This is a genomic window from Pseudonocardia sp. EV170527-09, from assembly GCF_008369905.1.
Lineage (GTDB): Bacteria > Actinomycetota > Actinomycetes > Mycobacteriales > Pseudonocardiaceae > Pseudonocardia.
Genome location: NZ_VRMC01000020.1, coordinates 45215 through 61496 on the forward strand (window position 1 = coordinate 45215; position 16282 = coordinate 61496).

The window sequence follows — 16282 nt, forward strand, 5'->3', positions numbered from 1 at the left end:
GGTCCTCACGAGGGGTTCCTCCAGCTCCACAGGGTCACGGGCATGGCGGGGCGCCATCCGTGGAAGCCGCCGACGGGAACGGCGCGGGCGACCTGCACCCGCACGAGGTCCCCGCCGTGCGCGGCGTGGGCGGCGGCCAGGGCCGCCTCGGTCTGCACCGTGACCGCGTTGGCGACCAGGCGACCGCCCGGCCCCAGCGCGGCCAGGCAGGCGTCGAGGACGCCCTCGCGGGTCAGCCCGCCGCCGACGAACACGACATCGGGTCGTTCCAGCCCGGCCAGCACGTCCGGCGCGGGGCCGGTCACCACCCGCAGGCCGGGGACACCGAGGGCCGCGGCGTTGGCGGCGACCCGGTCGGCGCGCTCGGGACGGCTCTCGACGGCGATCGCGCGGCACCGCGGGTGCGCCCGCATCCACTCGATGCCGATCGACCCGGACCCGGCGCCGACGTCCCACAGCAGCTCCCCCGCGCGCGGCGCGAGGTGGGCGAGAGTGACGGCGCGGACCTCGCGCTTGGTGAGCTGTCCGTCGTGGTCGTAGGCGTCGTCGGGGAGACCGGGCGTCTCCCCCGGCGGGACCAGCCCGGCGTCGGGCACGCACTCGACCGCGACGACGTTCAACGCGTCCACCTCGCCCCGCCAGGCCACGGCGGTGGCGGACACCATGCGCTCGTCGGGCGCGCCGAGCCGCTCCAGGACCGTCATCCGCGACCCACCCCACCCGGCGCCGGCGAGCAGCTCGGCGATCTCGGTGGGCGACCCGGCGCCGGCCGAGAGCACGACCAGGCGGGCGCCCGGGGCCAGTGCCCGGCGCAGCGCGTCGAGCGGCCGGCCGACGACGCTGAGCACCGCGACGTGCTCCGATCCCCAGCCCAGGCGGGCGCACGCCAGCACCACCGACGACGGGTGGGTCAGCACCCGCAGCCGGTCGGGTCCGGCGACGCGGGCGAGCGTGGCGCCGATCCCGAAGAACATCGGGTCGCCGGAGGCGAGCACCGCGACGCGGCGGCCGGACAGCTCGTCGAGGATCCCGGGCAGCGCCGGGACCAGCGGCGACGGCCACGCCCGCCGCTCCCCGGCGACGTCGGTGGGCAGCAGGTCGAGCTGGCGGGGCCCGCCGAGCAGCACCTCGGCGTCGCGCAGGGCGTCGCGGTGGGTCTCCGGCAGCCCGGCCCACCCGTCGGCGCCGACCCCGACGACGGTGAGCGGGTCACCCACCGGTCTTGTCCGTGACCCCGGCGGCGTCGAAGGTGGCGACGTCGGCCATCGCCCGCGCCGCGCCCTGCAGCACCGGCAGCGCGAGCAGCGCGCCGGTGCCCTCGCCGAGGCGCATGTCGAGCTCCAGGAGCGGCGCCAGGCCGAGGTGGTCCAGGGCGAGCGCACCGCCCGGCTCGGCGGAGCGGTGCCCGCCCAGGCAGTAGCCGGCGATCTCCGGGGCGAACGCGGCGGCGACCAGCGCGGCGGAGCCGGCGATGACGCCGTCGAGCACCACGGGGGTGCGCAGCGCGGCGGCGCCCAGGACGAACCCGGCCAGCCCCGCGTGCTCCAGCCCGCCGACGGCGGCCAGCACCCCGAGCGGGTCGGCCGGATCGGGCCGGTGCCGTTCCAGGGCACGACGCACGACGTCGGTCTTGCGGGCCAGCGTCTCGTCGTCGACGCCGGTGCCGCGCCCGGTCGCGACGGCCGGGTCGGCCCCGGTGAAGGCGCACACCAGCGCGGCCGCGGCGGTGGTGTTGGCGATGCCCATGTCCCCGGTGAGCAGGCAGCGGTTCCCGGCGGCCACCAGGTCGCGGGCGACCTCGATGCCGTGCTCCAGTGCCGCGCGGGCCTGCTCGCGGGTCATCGCGGGCCCGGCGGTCATGTCCGCGGTGCCGGACGCGACCTTGCGCGGGAGCAGCCCGGGGACGGCATCCAGCTCCGCGGCCACCCCGACGTCGACGACGAGCACCTCCGCCCCGAGCTGACGGGCGAACGCGTTCACCACCGCACCGCCCGCGGTGAAGTTCGCGACCATCTGCGCGGTGACCTCCTGCGGCCACGGGGTGACGCCCTGGGCGTGCACGCCGTGGTCGCCGGCGAAGATCGCGACCGCGGCCGGGGACGGCACCGGCGGCACCTCGGCGCCGGCGATCCCGGCCAGCGCGACGGCGACGTCCTCCACCCGGCCGAGCGCGCCACGCGGCTTGGTCATGCGGTCGAGCCGGTCGCGTGCCGCGGCCCGGGCGGCCTCGTCGACCGGCGCGACGGCCTCCACGGTGGACTCCAGCAGCGCGGTGGGTGCGGCACCGGGCAGCCCGCGGGCGCCCCAGGTGTCCTGGTGCACCGCCCAGTCCAGCGGGCGGCGCCGGGCCCAGCCGTGCTGCTCCAGCTCGGGCCGGTCGGGGAAGGCGTCCACGTGGCCGACGCACAGGTAGGCGACGACCTCGACGTGTGCGGGCAGCCCGAGCAGTGCGCCGAGCTCGGTGAGCCCCTCGTCGCCGAAGAAGGACACCCAGCCGACGCCGAGGCCCTCGGCCCGGGCGGCCAGCCACAGGTTCTGCACCGCGAGCGCGGCGGAGTAGGGGCCCATCTCGGGCCGTTCGTGCCGGCCGAGGGTGTGGCGGCCGCCGCGGGTGGCGTCGGCGGTCACGACGACGTTCAGCGGGGTCTCCCGGATCGCCTCCACCCGGATCGCGCGCAGCGCCTCGGCGCGGGCGGCGGGCAGCGACGCGGCGTAGCGGTCGCGCTGGGCGGAGACCAGGGCGTGCACGCGCTCGCGGACGGCCGCGTCGCGGACCAGCACGAAGTCCCAGGGCTGGGAGAACCCGACGCTCGGAGCGGCGTGCGCGGCCGCCAGGACGCGGGTGAGGACGTCGTCGGCGACCGGGTCGGGCCGGAAGCCGGTACGGACGTCACGGCGGGAGTGCAGGACGTCGTAGAAGTCCGTCACGTCGGCATTCCTCCTGCGGTACGCGGCACGGCGACGGATGAGACGACCACACGTCCGTCGAGGTGGTCAACTGTCCCGTCGGGTCGGTCGGGCACCTCACATGCGCCGTGCGGCATGCTCGACGACCGTGCTCTGCCCCTGCGGTACCGGCCGCCCCGAGGAGACCTGCTGCGCCCCCGTGCTCGCCGGGCGCCCCGCGCCGACGGCGAAGGCGCTGATGCGCAGCCGCTACACCGCCTTCGTGCGGGGTGACCGCGGCTACCTGCTGGCGTCGTGGCACCCGTCGACGCGGCCGCGGCGGCTGCGGCTGGAGCCGGGGTCGGTGTGGACGGGGCTGGAGATCGTCGCGCGTTCGGGCGGGACGATGTTCGAGACCGCGGGGACCGTCGAGTTCCGGGCCCACCGGACGGACGGGGTGCTGGCCGAGCGCAGCCGGTTCGTCCGGGAGGACGGGCTGTGGTTCTACGTCGACGGTGAGGTCGGGTAGGCGCCGCCTCATCAGGGCCGCCTCATCAGAACTGGGGACTTCGTGCAACGCGCCGGGCGCGACCGTCGACATGCCGTCCGAACGGACCAGTCGGGAACGGCCGGACGGCGGAGATCGGGAGACCATGAACGTGCAGCAGTGGGAGTCCATGTCGGAGCAGGAGCGCCACGAGTGGGCCCGCTTCCGGGAGTGGCAGCACGCGCAGTCCCAGGTCGCCCAGTCCCGGGTCGCCCAATCCCGGGTCGCCCAATCCCGGGTCGCACAGACCCCGATCCCGCAGCCACGGGCTCCCTGGGCCGCTGCCGCGGCGATGCCGGGCCATGTCCAGCTCGGGTCCCGAACCTCCCGCCGTGTCCTGACGGCCGCCGCGGTCGCAGTCGTCCTGGCCCTCGCGACCGGGCTGCTCCTCGCCCTGGCGGGCACCTCGACCCGGAGCATCACCGGAGCCATGACGGTCATGAACGGCACGAGTTCGCTCTACTCGAGCTCGTCCTACGGTTCCTGCCACCTGTCGAGCGGCTACGACGACATCGTCGCCGGGACGGCGGTGACCGTCCGGGACTCCGCCGGCAGGATCGCCGGCGTCGGTGCGCTCGACAGCGGGACGGGCAGCAGCTACGGCTGCACCTTCTCCTTCGTCGTCGACGACGTACCGGCTTCGGACTTCTACACCGTGGAGGTCGGCCATCGCGGTGAGGTGACGTTCACCGACGCCGCCGTCCGGAACGGGGACATCCAGCTCTCCCTGGGATGATCCCTGGTCATCCAACACCGACCCGCCATGAGCGGTCGCCCCACCGTAAGCGGCCGGGCGTCGTCGCGGCTAGCGTGCCGGGACGTGGACCACTCCCCCTTCGGCGACGACCCCACCGGCGGACCGCTCGACGGCGTGCTGGTGGCCGACTTCTCCCGCGTGCTCGCCGGGCCCTACGCCACGATGATGCTGGCCGACCTCGGCGCGACGGTGATCAAGGTCGAGGGCCCGGGCGGCGACGACACACGCACCTGGAAGCCCCCGGTGGTCAGCGACCCCGAGCAGGGCGAGATCTCCACCTACTACCTGTCGATCAACCGGAACAAGCGGTCGGTCGTGCTCGACCTGACCGACCCGGGCGACCTCGCGGCGGCACGGGAGCTGGCGCGGCGGGCCGACGTCGTCGTCGAGAACTTCCGGCCGGGCGGTGCGGCGCGGTTCGGGCTGGACCACGACAGCGTCGCCCGTGACAACCCCGGGGTCGTGTACTGCTCGATCACCGGGTTCGGGGCCCGCGGCGGCGCCCACCTGGCCGGCTACGACCTGCTGGTCCAGGCGGTGTCCGGGCTGATGAGCCTGACCGGCGACTCCGACGGCCCCCCGTTCCGCGCGGGGGTCGCGGTCTTCGACGTCCTCACCGGGCTGCACGCGGCACTCGCGGTCAGCGCGGCGCTGCGGCACCGCGAGCGGACCGGGCAGGGCCAGCTGCTGGAGACCAACCTGCTGTCGGTCGCGATGTCCACCCTGGTCAACCAGAGCGAGGCCTACGTCGCCGCCGGCGCGGTCGGCCGCCGGATGGGCAACGCCCACCCCAGCGTGTTCCCGTACCAGCCGATGCCCACCGCGGACGGCGACCTCATCGTCATCGCCGGCAACGACGGCCAGTTCCGCAAGCTCGCGACGATCCTCGGCGACCCGGCCATGGCGCAGGACCCGCGCTTCGCGACCATGTCCGACCGGATCGGCCACCGCGAGGAGATCGAGCAGCGGCTGCGCGCCCGCCTCGCCACCCGCACCGCCCAGGAGTGGTACGACGCGATCACCGCCGCCGGCGTTCCCTGCGGCCCGATCAACACCGTCGACGGCGGTGTCGCCCTCGCCGAGGAGCTCGGGCTCGACCCGGTCGTCCGGGCCGACGACGCCGCCGCGATCCCGACCGTCCGCAACCCGGTCGACTGGTCGGTGACCCCGCCGTCCTACCGCCGCTCACCCCCGCCACTCGGGGCCGACTCCGCCGAGGTCCGGGCCTGGCTCGACCGCGACGGATGACACCGCCATCGGATAGTGTCAGTATCCACAACTCGCCGTACGAGGGAGTGGACCGATGGCGCCCTACACCCGCACGACCATCCAGCCGACCGAGGACCAGGTCGTCGTGTTCCTGATCGGGATGCGCTTCAACCGGCCCTGGAAGGTCCGGGCCTGGCTCCCGGTCGTGACCGCGATGGCCGGGATGCTGCGCGAGCTGGAACGCGAGCCCGCCCACGGGCTGCTCGGGACCCGCTCGGGGCTCGGCCCCGGCGGCCCACTGCTCGTCCAGTACTGGCGCGACCGCGAGTCCCTCTACGCCTATGCGAGCGACACCACGACGACGCACCGGCCGGCCTGGGCCGCGTTCAACCGGCGGGCCCGTCGCTGTCCCGGGGCCGTCGGCATCTGGCACGAGACCTTCGTCGCCGGAGAGTTCGAGACGGTCTACGGGGACATGCCGGCATCGGGACTGGCGAAGGCACTGGGAGTCCGGGAGGTCGACGCGACGACCGACGGCGGGCGTCGTCGGCTCGACGCCTCCCGACACCGCACCTGACGCCTCCTGTTGCGGCCCGCAACACCCCGTCGGAGGATCGGCGGATGAGTTCGGGGGCAGGGACGGCGAAGCGGCCGTCGCAGTGGGCGATCTGGTTCTTCGGGGCACTCGGCGGGATCCTGTGGGGGTACGACACGGGCGTCATCTCCGGGGCGATCCTGTTCATCCCCGACGACATCCCGCTGTCCTCGCTGGAACAGGGCACCGTGGTGTCCGGGCTACTCGTCGGCGCGATGCTCGGGGCGGGCGTCTCCGGCAGGCTCGCCGACACCCTCGGCCGACGGCCACTGATCCTGCTCGGCGGCATCGTGTTCGTCGTCGGCACGCTCGGCGCGGCCCTCGGGGTGAACGTCGCGATGCTCGTCGGGTTCCGGTTCGTGATGGGCGTCGGCGTCGGGATCGTGTCGGTGGTCGTGCCGATGTACCTGTCCGAGCTGGCCCCGGCCCGGATCCGCGGGCGGCTCACCTCGCTGATGCAGCTGCTGGTGACCGTCGGGATCTTCCTGGCCTACGTCGTCGACTACGCCTTCGCCGACGCCCGGGACTGGCGTTGGATGATCGGGCTCGGCGTGATCCCCGCGGTCGTCCTCGCGATCGGCATCTACACCCAGCCGGAGAGCCCCCGCTGGCTGGTCGCGCACGGACCCGGCGGTGGCGAGAACGGTGTCAGCACTGCCCGGGCCGTCCTGGAGCGGCTGCGCGGCACCCCGGAGGCGGCCGAGGCCGAGCTGTCGGAGATCCGGGAGAGCGTGCGCGTCGAGCGCGAGCACACCGAGAAGGTCGCGATCGGCACGCTGTTCTCCCCGCGGCTGCGGCGGCTGACCCTGATCGGGATGCTCCTGGTGTTCTTCCAGAACTTCGTCGGCATCAACACGATCATCTACTACGCGCCGACCCTGCTCACCGACGTCGGCTTCGGGGCGACCGACGCGATCGGCGCCAACGTCGCCATCGGTGCGGTGAACATGCTGATGACGCTGCCCGGTATGTGGCTGATCGACCGCGCCGGGCGACGCCCGCTGCTGCGGTGGGGCGCGGTCGGCATGTGCCTGGCGATGATCGTCCTGGCGGTCACGAACCTGGTCGGCCTGGAGCAGGGACCGCTGCTGCTCGGCCTGACGCTGGCCGGGATCGTCGTCTACATCGCCTCGTTCTCGATCTCCTGGGGCCCGGTGCAGTGGGTGCTGCTGCCGGAGCTGTTCCCGTTGCGGGTCCGCGCCGGCGCGGTCGCGTTCTGCGTGACGTTCAACTGGCTGTTCAACATGACCGTCGCGCTGCTGTTCCCGTCGCTGCTCGAGGCGTTCGGGGCGGGCTGGAACTTCCTGTTCTTCGCGGTGACGACGGCCGCCGCCTACCTGTACGCGACGAGGCTCCTGCCGGAGACCAAGGGCCGCAGCCTGGAGGAGATCGAGAAGGATCTGGCGGGCCCGGTCACCGCATGACCGGCGGTACGTGCGCGGTGACCTCCGGGGCGTCGTGGCGGTACCGCTCGACGGCGACCGCGCACAGCTGACCGCTGCAGCCCTGCGCGAAGCTCGACGTCCCGCGGTCGCGGGTCACGGCGTTCGGGTTGCCGTGCACGCAGAGGCCGTCGTCGCCGAACTCGGGACGGTCCGGGTCGGGGCGCGGGTCCCACCACGCTCCGGTCGGCAGCTGCAGCACGCCGGGCCGGATGTCGTCGGTGACCCGCGCCGCGGCCAGGCAGGCGCCGCGGTCGTTGTGGATGCGGACGACGTCGCCGTCGCCGATCCCGAGCCGGGCGGCGTCGTCGGGGTGGATGCGCACGACCTCGCGCCCGGAGCGTTTCGCCCCGGCGGAGTGGGCGCCGAAGTCGAGCTGGGAGTGCAGCCGGGTCGCCGGCTGGTTGGAGACCAGCCAGAACGGATGCCGGTCGTCGGGGACCTCGGTCGGCTCGATCCACGCGGGGTGGCCGGGGTGGTCGGGCAGCCCGAGCGCGGCGATCGGGCCGGACCCGAGCTGGACGCGGCCGGACGCCGTCGGCAACGGGTGCCGGGCGGGGTCGGCGCGGAAGCGGCCGAGCACCCCGCCGTCGTCGGGACGCTGGGGCAGCTCCAGCTCGCCGCGCTCCCAGAACTCCTCGAACGACGGCGCGTCGAGTCCCCGGTCGGCCAGGCCCTTGCGGGTGCGGTCGTACATGTGGACCAGCCACTCGTGCGACGTCCGGCCCTCGGTGAAGGCCTCGCCGTGCCCGAGCCGCGCGGCCAGGTCGGCGAGCACGTCGTAGTCGTCGCGGGCCTGGCCGTGCCGGGGCACGAGCTGCTTCATCGCGACGACGAGCGGGTCGGAGCTGGTGGCGCCGATGTCGTCGCGTTCCAGGGTCGTCGTCGACGGCAGCACGACGTCGGCGTGCCGCGCCGTCGCCGTCCACATCGGGTCGTGCACGACGAACGTGTCGAGCTCGGCGACCGCGCGCCGCAGCCGGCGCAGGTCCTGGTGGTGGTGGAACGGGTTGCCCCCGGCCCACCACGCCATCCGCACGTGCGGATAGGTGTGGTCGACGCCCTGGTAGGAGTAGGTCTCCCCCGGGTGCAGCAGCATGTCCGCGACCCGCGCGACCGGGATGAACGAGGTCACCGGGTTGGGCGCCCGGGAGAACGTGGGCACCGGCACCGCGTTGCGCGGGCGTCCGTAGTGCCCGAGCGACCCGAGGCCGTAGTTGAAGCCGCCGCCGGACAGGCCGATCTGGCCGAGCACCGCGGCGAGCGCCGTCCCGCCCCACACCGGCTGCTCGCCGTGCTCGGCCCGCTGCAGCGACTGCGCGACGGTGACCAGGGTGCGGCCGTGCGCCATCCGCCAGGCCAGCTCCCGGATCGTCGCGGCCGGGATACCGGTAATGCCCTCGGCCCACCCGGCGTCGCGCGCCGGGGCGGCGAACAGGTGCTCGCGCAGCCGGTCCCAGCCGTCGCAGTGCGAGGCGAGGAAGTCGGTGTCGGCCCGCCCCGCCTCGACGATCGTGTGCATGAGCGCCAGCATCAGGGCGACGTCGGTGCCCGGCCGGATCGGCAGCCAGGTGGCGTCGAGGCCCTCCGGCAGGTCCGGGCGCAGCGGGCTGACCAGCACGAACACCGCGCCCCGTTCACGGGCGGCGCGCATCGCCCCGCGCTCGACGTGCCGGCTGACCCCGCCCGCGGCGATCGCGGAGTTCTTCAGCGCCATCCCGCCGAACGCGACGACGGTGTCGGTGTGTGCCGCGACCTGGTCCCAGGTCACCGCGTAGCGGGTCACCGCGTCGAAGGTGCCCAGCACGTGCGGCAGGACCACCTCGGCGGCGCCGCCGGAGTAGGTGTTGACCGAGCGGGTGTAGCCCCCGGTCAGCGCCAGGAACCGGTGCAGCTGGCTCTGCGCGTGGTGGAACCGCCCGGCCGACGCCCAGCCGTAGGAGCCGCCGTAGACGGCCTCGTCGCCGTGGGTGGAACGGACCCGGTGGGTCTCCTCGGCGAGCCGGTCGAGCACGGCGTCCCAGGACACCGTGCGATAGCCGTCACGCCCGCGGCCGGGGTCACGGCCGGGACCCCGGTCCCACCAGCCGCGGCGCACCGCCGGTGCGGCGACCCGGGCGGCGTGCCCGACGGCCGCGGGGACGTTGTCCAGCACCGGCGACGGGTCCGGGTCGCCGGGGTGCGGGCGGACCCGCAGCCTGCTGCCGTCCCAGCGGGCGTGGAACACGCCCCAGTGCGCGCTGTGGGTCCTCACGTTCTCGGTCACCACGGCCCACCGTAACCCGCACGAACCCGCATGCGGAGGCCTGCATACGGGAACGCCTGCCGCATGACGACGACCGCGGAACTGCTGACCGACCACGTCGGCCGGATCGACGAGCTCGTGCGCGAGGTGGTCGACGGCCTGTCCGAGGCCGACCTCGCCCGCCGCCTGGAGGGTGCGGACGGCCCCGGCAACCCGATCGGCTGGCTGGTGTGGCACCTGCTGCGGGTGCAGGACGACCACGTCGCCGAGGCCTTCGACGCCGCGCAGGTCTGGACCGGCGAGGGCTGGGCCGAGCGGTTCGGCCTCGACCTCGACCCCGCCGACACCGGGTTCGGGCACACCTCGGCGCAGGTCGACGCCGTGCGGACGACCGCCGACCTGCTGACCGGCTACGGCGCGGCGGTGCACGAACGCACCGTCGGGCACCTCGCGGGCCTCGCCGACGAGGACCTGTCCCGCATCCTGCCGCCCACCTGGGGGGGGAGAACGTGACCCTCGGCGAACGCCTGGTCAGCGTGGTCGGCGACGACCTCCAGCACGCCGGTCAGGCGGCCTATCTGCGCGGGCTGCTGGGAGTGTGACCCCGCCCGCCACCTAGGGTGGTTCCGATGGCCACCGCACCTGCACGCGTCCCCGACCTGACCGCTCTCGCCCTGCTCCGAGACATCGCCTGCTCCGGGAGCATGGCCACCGCGGCCGAGGGGCTCGGGCTGACGGTGCAGGCCGCGTCGGCGCGGATCCGGGCCGCCGAACAGCAGGTCGGCGGGCCGGTGCTCGAACGCGGCCGCCGGGGGCGTCGGTCGAGCAGCCTCACCACCCGCGGGGTCCTGCTCGTGGAGTGGGCGGGCCCGCTGCTGGCCGCCGCGGCCGATCTGGACGTCGCGGTCGCGGCCCTGCGCGAGGAGCCGGTCGGGGAGGACGCCGGGGAGGACACGGTCGTCCTGGCGGCGAACCCGGTGGTCGCGGAGTGTCTGCTGCAGGGCTGGCTGGTCGAGCTGCGCGACGGTCCGGGCGGGCGGGTCGTGCTGCGCGACACGCCGGACCCCGCCGCGGCGGTCCGGTCCGGTGACGCGGCCGTCGGTGTGGTGTCCACGCCCGGCCCGCTGGAGGACCTGCACGCGGCGACGGTGGCGTCGGACCCGCTGGTGCTCGTCGTCGCCCCGGGGCACCCGTGGTCCGCGGCCGACGGTGTCGACGCCACGGAGCTGGCGGGTACCCCGCTGCTCACCCGGCCGCCCGGTGCCGGGGCCCGGCCCGCGCTGGAGGCCGCGCTCGACGCCGCCGGCGCCGGTGAGCTCGCTCCGCCGCGTCGCGAGTACGCCGCGGACGCCGCCCTGCGTGCCGCCGTCCGCGCCGGTGCGGGCCCCGCGGTGCTGGGGCGTGCGGTGGTCGCCGCCGACGTGGCGGCCGGGTCCCTGGTCGTCGTCGACGTCCGCGGCCTCGACCTGACCCGGGAGTTCCGCGCGGTCTGGCAGGAGGGCACCTCCCCCCGCGGCACTGCCCGTGACCTGCTGCGCATCGCCACCGGCGGCCGCATCCGCTGACCCGGCCGCCGCCTTCCGGGCCTGCTCAGCCAGCCACGGCGGTGAGCAGCGCGTGTCCGGCCAGCGCCGCCGCGACACCGACGACGGCGCTGGCCGCCGCGTAGCCCACGGCGAGCGCGGTGCGACCCCGTTCGAGCAGCGACAGCGTCTCCCAGCCGAAGGTGCTGTAGGTGGTGAACGCCCCGCAGAACCCGGTGCCGAGCAGCGCGGCGAACCCCGGCCCGGCCGCCGGGGTCAGTGCCACCACCGCACCCAGCACGAACGACCCGACCACGTTGATCACCCAGGTGCCCCACGGGAACGCCGACGGCGTCCGCGCCTTCACCGCGGTGTCGACCAGGTAGCGCAGCGGCGCCCCGACGGCCGCGCCGAGGGCGACGAGCAGCGCCGTCATCGGGCTCCGCCCCCGGCGAGCGCACGGGTCAGGCTCGCGCCGAGCGCCGTCGCGGCGACGGCGAGCACCGGGGTGCCGACCATCAGCGCGAGCGACCCCGGTGACCCGAACGCCGGCGCGGCGACGTCGACGGCGTAGGTGGAGAACGTCGTGTACCCGCCGAGCACCCCGACCCCGAGGGCCGGGCGGACCAGCGGGTGGGCGGAGAACCGCTCGGTGACCAGCACCATCAGCATCCCCATCAGCAGGCAGCCGGTGACGTTGATGATCAGCGTCGTCCACGGTGCCGGCGGGCCGACGAGCCCGAGCAGCCAGCGCACCTCGGCGCCCACCACCCCGCCGGCGGCGACGGCCGTGAGCACCGCCGGCCGGCCGGGCGCGCTCACGAGGCGGCCTCCGCCCGGGCGGCGCGGCGCGCCGTGGGAAGGCCGATCGCGGCCGCGACCAGGCAGGCCACCGCCCCCAGCGCGAGCCCGCCGCGACCACCCCACTGCTCGCTGACCCAGCCGGCGATCGGGCCGCCGATCGGGGTGGAGCCGAGGAAGGCCACCGACCACAGCGCCATCACCCGTCCCCGCATGTGCGGGGCCGAGGCCAGCTGCAGCGTCGAGTTGCCGCCCGCCATGAACGCGACGCTGGCCATCCCGACCAACCCCATCGCGACCAGCGCGACCCACAGCGACGGCGCGATCGCGGCGAGCCCCAGGACCAGGCCGAACAGCAGCGCGGTGCGCACCAGCATCGGCACCCCGGTGCGCCCGTTCCCGGCGACGACGAGCCCCCCGACGACCGCGCCGACCCCCATCGCGCCGGTCAGCCAGCCGTAGGTGCTCGCGTCACCGCCGAAGGTCTGCGAGGCCACCACCGGCAACACCACCGGGAACTCGTAGGCCAGGCAGCCGATCAACGCCATCATCACCAGCGGGACCCGCAGCTCGGGGTTGGCCCGCACGTGCGCGAGTCCCTCGCGCAGCTGCCCGGGCGCCCGCGGCGCCGGTGCGGTGGGCACGAGCGCGGAGGTGTCCAGGCGCAGCAGCGAGGTCACGACGGCGACGAAGCTGACCGCGTTGACCGCGAAGCAGATCCCGGTCCCGCCCGCCACGATGACCAGCCCGGCGACCGCGGGACCGACCGCGCGCGCGGCGTTGACCAGGACCGAGTTGAGGGTGACGGCGTTGCGGAGGTCGTCGGGGCCCACGAGCTCATGCACGAAGGTCTGCCGGGCCGGGTTCTCGACGGCCTTGTTCAGCCCGAGCACCGCGGCCAGCACGTAGACGTGCCAGAGCGCGACGGTGCCGGTGAGGGTGAGCACGGCGAGCGCGGCGGCCTGCAGGCCCATCATCGTCTGCAGGCCGATCATCAGCCGTCGCCGGTCGAGCCGGTCCACCCACACCCCGGCGTAGGGCCCGAGGAGCAGCGTGGGCACGGTCTGGACGGCGACGACGGTGCCGAGCACGGCCGCGGACCCGGTCAGCTCGTAGACCAGCCAGGACTGGGCGATCGACTGCATCCAGGTGCCGACCAGGGAGATCGACTGACCGCCGACCCAGAGCCGGTAGTTGTGGCCGGACAGCGACGCGAAGGTCCGGGCGAGCGCCCGCCGGGGTGCCTGGTCCGGGCCGGCGGTCACCGTGCGTCCCGCAGGGCCGCGGCGAGCGCGTCGAGCGCGGGCAGCGCGGCCCGCAGCCGTGCGGCGTGGTCGGGGGTCAGGGCGTCGACGTGTGCGCCGAGCAGACGCGTGCGTTCCTCGCGGCGTCGGCGGTGCTCGGCCGCGCCCGCCTCGGTGACCGCGACGCGCACGGCGCGGCCGTCGTCGGAGTCGGTGTCGCGGACGAGCAGCCCGGCGGCCTCCAGCTTGCCGGCCAGACGCGACAGCATCGTGGGGTTGACGCCCTCGACGGTGGCGAGCTCCCCCATCCCGATCGGGCCGCGGACGGCGACGGTGCCGAGCACCGACAGGGCGCTGCGGGTGAGGTCGGAGCCGCGGGTGGCCCGGTCCAGACCCCGGGCGATCCGGGCCAGGTCCGTGCGCAGCCGCGCCAGCTCGTCGGGGTCGAGGCCGCTCATGCACACTCCATATGATTGCCTGTCGGCAAGCATATACCCGTGCAACGATCCGCGCCGCGGCACGGACGGGAAGTGCGGCCCCGGTCAGACCGAGGCGGCCCCGGCCTCCGACGCCCGGAGCCGGGAGGCGAGCCGCTGCAGGTCGTCCCGGAGGCGGAACAGCTCGTCCGTCGACATGCCGGTGGCCTTGATGACCTCGTCCTGTGCGGCGGCGGCCTGGTCCCGCAGCGCCTTGCCCTTCTCGGTCAGCGACACCTGCACGGTGCGCTCGTCGTCCGGGCGACGGGCGCGGGTGACCAGTCCGCGGCCCTCCAGCCGGGTCAGCATCGGCGACAGCGTGCCGCTGTCGAGGAACATCCGCTCCCCGAGCTCCCGCTGGGGCACCGTCTCCTCGGCCCACAGCACGAGCAGGACCGCGTACTGGCTGTAGGTCAGCCCGATGGCGTCGAGGATCGGGCGGTAGCACCCGGTCATCGCACGGGACGCCGAGTGGAGCGCGAAACAGAGCTGCTCGTCGAGCGCCAGCGGCGCCACGGTTCCGGGCTCGGTCATTCCCACAGGGTATGCGTTCGGCGTCGGGAGTACATCCGAGCCTGCGGGATCCGGCGTGCCGCGACGGCCCGCCGGGGTGGCCACGACGAGGAACGGGTCCGGGGTGCGACCACCCCCGAAGCGGTCGCACCCCGGACCCGGGGCCCACGGACCGGAAGGCTCCCCAGCGCCCGGTCCGTGCAGGAGTTCGTGTCGTGCGTTCGTGGTCCCCGGATTCCCCGGCCGTGCGCGGCTCAATCGCAAACAGGTCCGGTTCACCCGCACCGCCCAGTGCCGGCGCGCACCGTGGCCCGGTCGTCGGCACCGCGCTACGACAACGGGGTGACGGCGGACCGCTACGACGGTGGTACCGCGACCACCGGTGCCGGGAACGTCTGCACGGTCCGGGCGAGAATGCCCAGGGTCGCCCTGAGCGACGCCGCGGAGATCACCGGGAACAGGTCGGAGTCGCGGTACTGCGGGTGGATGTCGGACCAGTCGCACCACGAGACGACCCGGGTGCCGCCGCCGTCGGCCTCGCCGACCGGCTCCAGCCGGTAGCCGTACACGTGGCCGACCGGCGGGCGCATGACGCCGACGATGGTCCAGGAGATCTCGCGGTCCGGCACGTAGCTCGCGATGTGCACGGTGACGTCGTAGCGCCCCATCGGACGGTCGCCGAGCGACTCGCGGTCCATGTGGACGACGAAGGTGTCCCCGGCCGCCGAGACCGGTTCGCCCTCGGCCGACATCAGCATGCCGGAGCTGTCGATGGCCACGTGCCCACGCGGGTCACGGAGCACGGCGAAGATCTCGGCCGGGCTCGCGTCGACGATGCGGGAGGTCTCGATCCGCTGGTCGCTCATGGAACCGATCATGCCCCGTCCCGGGCGGTCCGGCCCGGGACGGAGCAGACGGTCGCGGGCTCAGGCGGCGGGACCGACCGGGAAGCGCAGGACGGCGCCGACACCGTCGGTGAGCGAGACCTCGTCGCCCGGGTGGACCAGCACGACGGCAGCACCGGTCGCGGCGGCCGCCCGGACGAGCACGTTCGCGGCCGGACCGGACAGCACCGGGGTGTCACCGACGAGCTCGTCGGCCTTCTCCCCCACTGCCGCCGGGTCGGTCCCGGCGACCAGCTCGGTCCCGGGCACCGCCGACGGGTCGACCAGCAGCGTCTCGACCGCGTGGGCGCGGGTGGCCCCGACGACGTCGCCGAGCCCGGTGACGGCGAGCCCGTCGTCGCGTCCGGACGCGGTCGCGAAGCTGGAGACGGCCTCGCCGCGGCGGGCCTCGCGGACCTCGTCGGCCGCGGCGCGGACGGTGTCGTCGACCTGCTCGGGCGCCGTGCCGCCGGTGTTCTCGATCTCGGCCATGATGCCGGCCGAGGCCGGCGGGAGCTCGTCGCGCAGGCGGGCCCGGGACTCCGCGTCCCCGGCGACGACGAGCAGGTCCGCGTTGCCGCCGCGGACGATCGTGTCGACCCGCTCGGCGACGGCCTGGGCGTTGCGCTTCCAGGTCTCCTCGACCCGGGCGTCCGCGGAGCCCTCGCCGGGGCCTGCGACGTTCGCCTTGTGGACCGGGCCGCCGGAGTCGGTCGACACCTCCTCGACGGTGCCGTCGACGACCCGGATCCGACCGCCGGTCCGGTCGACGGCGACGACGACGGTCGCCACGTCCTCCCCCACCGCGCCGAGCACACCCAGCAGGTCCGGGACCGCACCCCAGGTCGCGGTCCCGCGCTCGGGCGGGACCTCGGTGTGCCGGTCGAGCAGCACCCGCGTCGCGTCGGCGACCAGTACCCGCCCGGCCGTGCCGTCGGGGGCGTCGGCGGCGGTCACGGCCTCGTCGAGGACGGCGAGCGCCGAGGAGTCGGCGCCGGAGTCGGCGAGGCGCTCACGCAGGTCGCGCCAGCGCAGGCGGTACTGCTCGGTCGCGTCGGCGGTGTCGTGCGTGGCGTCGAGCACGACGGTCGCGAAGGGGCCGTCGCTGTCGTTCAGGGGTCGGATCCAGTCGGTACGCATCGACCGTCGCCTTCCCGGCA

The 16282-nt window shown here is 75.0% G+C and carries 16 protein-coding genes and 1 pseudogene; 7 read left to right on the forward strand and 10 right to left on the reverse strand.

What is annotated here, in order from left to right:
* Positions 1–5: 5 nt before the first annotated feature.
* Both cbiE and cobT read right to left on the reverse strand, forming a co-directional pair.
* Positions 6–1217: a precorrin-6y C5,15-methyltransferase (decarboxylating) subunit CbiE gene (gene cbiE / locus FVA95_RS08585; RefSeq protein ID WP_149663720.1), complete on the reverse strand. Its 1212-nt coding sequence runs from the start codon at positions 1215–1217 to the stop codon at positions 6–8.
* On the reverse strand, positions 1210–2928 hold the full coding sequence (gene cobT, locus FVA95_RS33850) for a nicotinate-nucleotide--dimethylbenzimidazole phosphoribosyltransferase (protein WP_205015804.1): 1719 nt from the start codon (positions 2926–2928) through the stop codon (positions 1210–1212). The genes cbiE and cobT overlap by 8 nt, the downstream gene beginning before the upstream one ends.
* 100 nt (positions 2929–3028) lie before the next feature.
* Between cobT and FVA95_RS08595 the strand changes: the two genes are divergently transcribed.
* The 5 genes from FVA95_RS08595 (at position 3029) to FVA95_RS08615 (ending at position 7418) form a co-directional block, all read left to right on the forward strand.
* Positions 3029–3415 (forward strand): YchJ family protein, encoded by a 387-nt coding sequence (locus tag FVA95_RS08595; RefSeq protein ID WP_149663722.1) that lies wholly within the window; start codon positions 3029–3031, stop codon positions 3413–3415.
* Positions 3416–3539: 124 nt separating this feature from the next.
* Positions 3540–4169 (forward strand): hypothetical protein, encoded by a 630-nt coding sequence (locus FVA95_RS08600; RefSeq protein ID WP_149663723.1) that lies wholly within the window; start codon positions 3540–3542, stop codon positions 4167–4169.
* Positions 4170–4253: 84 nt separating this feature from the next.
* A complete protein-coding gene (locus FVA95_RS08605) occupies positions 4254–5438 on the forward strand; it encodes a CaiB/BaiF CoA-transferase family protein (protein WP_240051358.1) in 1185 nt (394 codons plus the stop codon).
* A 55-nt stretch (positions 5439–5493) separates the two neighbouring features.
* Positions 5494–5976: a DUF4188 domain-containing protein gene (locus FVA95_RS08610; protein WP_149663725.1), complete on the forward strand. Its 483-nt coding sequence runs from the start codon at positions 5494–5496 to the stop codon at positions 5974–5976.
* Between the two features lie 44 nt (positions 5977–6020).
* Positions 6021–7418, forward strand: a complete 1398-nt coding sequence (locus FVA95_RS08615) for a sugar porter family MFS transporter (protein ID WP_149663726.1) — start codon at positions 6021–6023, stop codon at positions 7416–7418.
* Here FVA95_RS08615 and FVA95_RS08620 read toward each other — a convergent pair.
* The gene (locus tag FVA95_RS08620) at positions 7408–9702 is read right to left on the reverse strand and encodes a molybdopterin-dependent oxidoreductase (protein WP_240051359.1); all 2295 of its coding nucleotides are present in this window, start codon (positions 9700–9702) and stop codon (positions 7408–7410) included. The two genes, FVA95_RS08615 and FVA95_RS08620, sit on opposite strands and share 11 nt — an antisense overlap.
* 63 nt (positions 9703–9765) lie before the next feature.
* On the opposite strand from FVA95_RS08620, the pseudogene FVA95_RS08625 reads away from it, so the two are divergent.
* Positions 9766–10283, forward strand: a pseudogene (locus tag FVA95_RS08625) (DUF664 domain-containing protein).
* 27 nt (positions 10284–10310) lie between these two features.
* Entirely contained in the window at positions 10311–11246 is a 936-nt protein-coding gene (locus FVA95_RS08630; protein ID WP_149663728.1) for a LysR family transcriptional regulator, read from the forward strand.
* 25 nt (positions 11247–11271) lie between these two features.
* On the opposite strand, the gene crcB is transcribed toward FVA95_RS08630, so the two are convergent.
* From crcB to FVA95_RS08665, 7 genes are all read right to left on the reverse strand, one after another.
* Positions 11272–11640, reverse strand: a complete 369-nt coding sequence (crcB, locus tag FVA95_RS08635; protein WP_149663729.1) for a fluoride efflux transporter CrcB — start codon at positions 11638–11640, stop codon at positions 11272–11274.
* Complete coding sequence (locus FVA95_RS08640) at positions 11637–12026, reverse strand: CrcB family protein (protein WP_240051360.1); 390 nt, start codon at positions 12024–12026, stop codon at positions 11637–11639. The genes crcB and FVA95_RS08640 overlap by 4 nt, the downstream gene beginning before the upstream one ends.
* On the reverse strand, positions 12023–13270 hold the full coding sequence (locus tag FVA95_RS08645) for an MFS transporter (RefSeq protein ID WP_149663730.1): 1248 nt from the start codon (positions 13268–13270) through the stop codon (positions 12023–12025). Before FVA95_RS08645 ends, FVA95_RS08640 begins: the two co-directional genes overlap by 4 nt.
* On the reverse strand, positions 13267–13707 hold the full coding sequence (locus FVA95_RS08650) for a MarR family winged helix-turn-helix transcriptional regulator (RefSeq protein ID WP_149663731.1): 441 nt from the start codon (positions 13705–13707) through the stop codon (positions 13267–13269). Before FVA95_RS08650 ends, FVA95_RS08645 begins: the two co-directional genes overlap by 4 nt.
* 84 nt (positions 13708–13791) lie before the next feature.
* The gene (locus FVA95_RS08655) at positions 13792–14259 is read right to left on the reverse strand and encodes a MarR family winged helix-turn-helix transcriptional regulator (RefSeq protein ID WP_149663732.1); all 468 of its coding nucleotides are present in this window, start codon (positions 14257–14259) and stop codon (positions 13792–13794) included.
* Positions 14260–14594: 335 nt separating this feature from the next.
* The gene (locus FVA95_RS08660; RefSeq protein ID WP_193564325.1) at positions 14595–15104 is read right to left on the reverse strand and encodes an SRPBCC family protein; all 510 of its coding nucleotides are present in this window, start codon (positions 15102–15104) and stop codon (positions 14595–14597) included.
* Positions 15105–15164: 60 nt separating this feature from the next.
* On the reverse strand, positions 15165–16262 hold the full coding sequence (locus FVA95_RS08665) for a peptide chain release factor 2 (protein WP_149663733.1): 1098 nt from the start codon (positions 16260–16262) through the stop codon (positions 15165–15167).
* Positions 16263–16282: the final 20 nt, after the last annotated feature.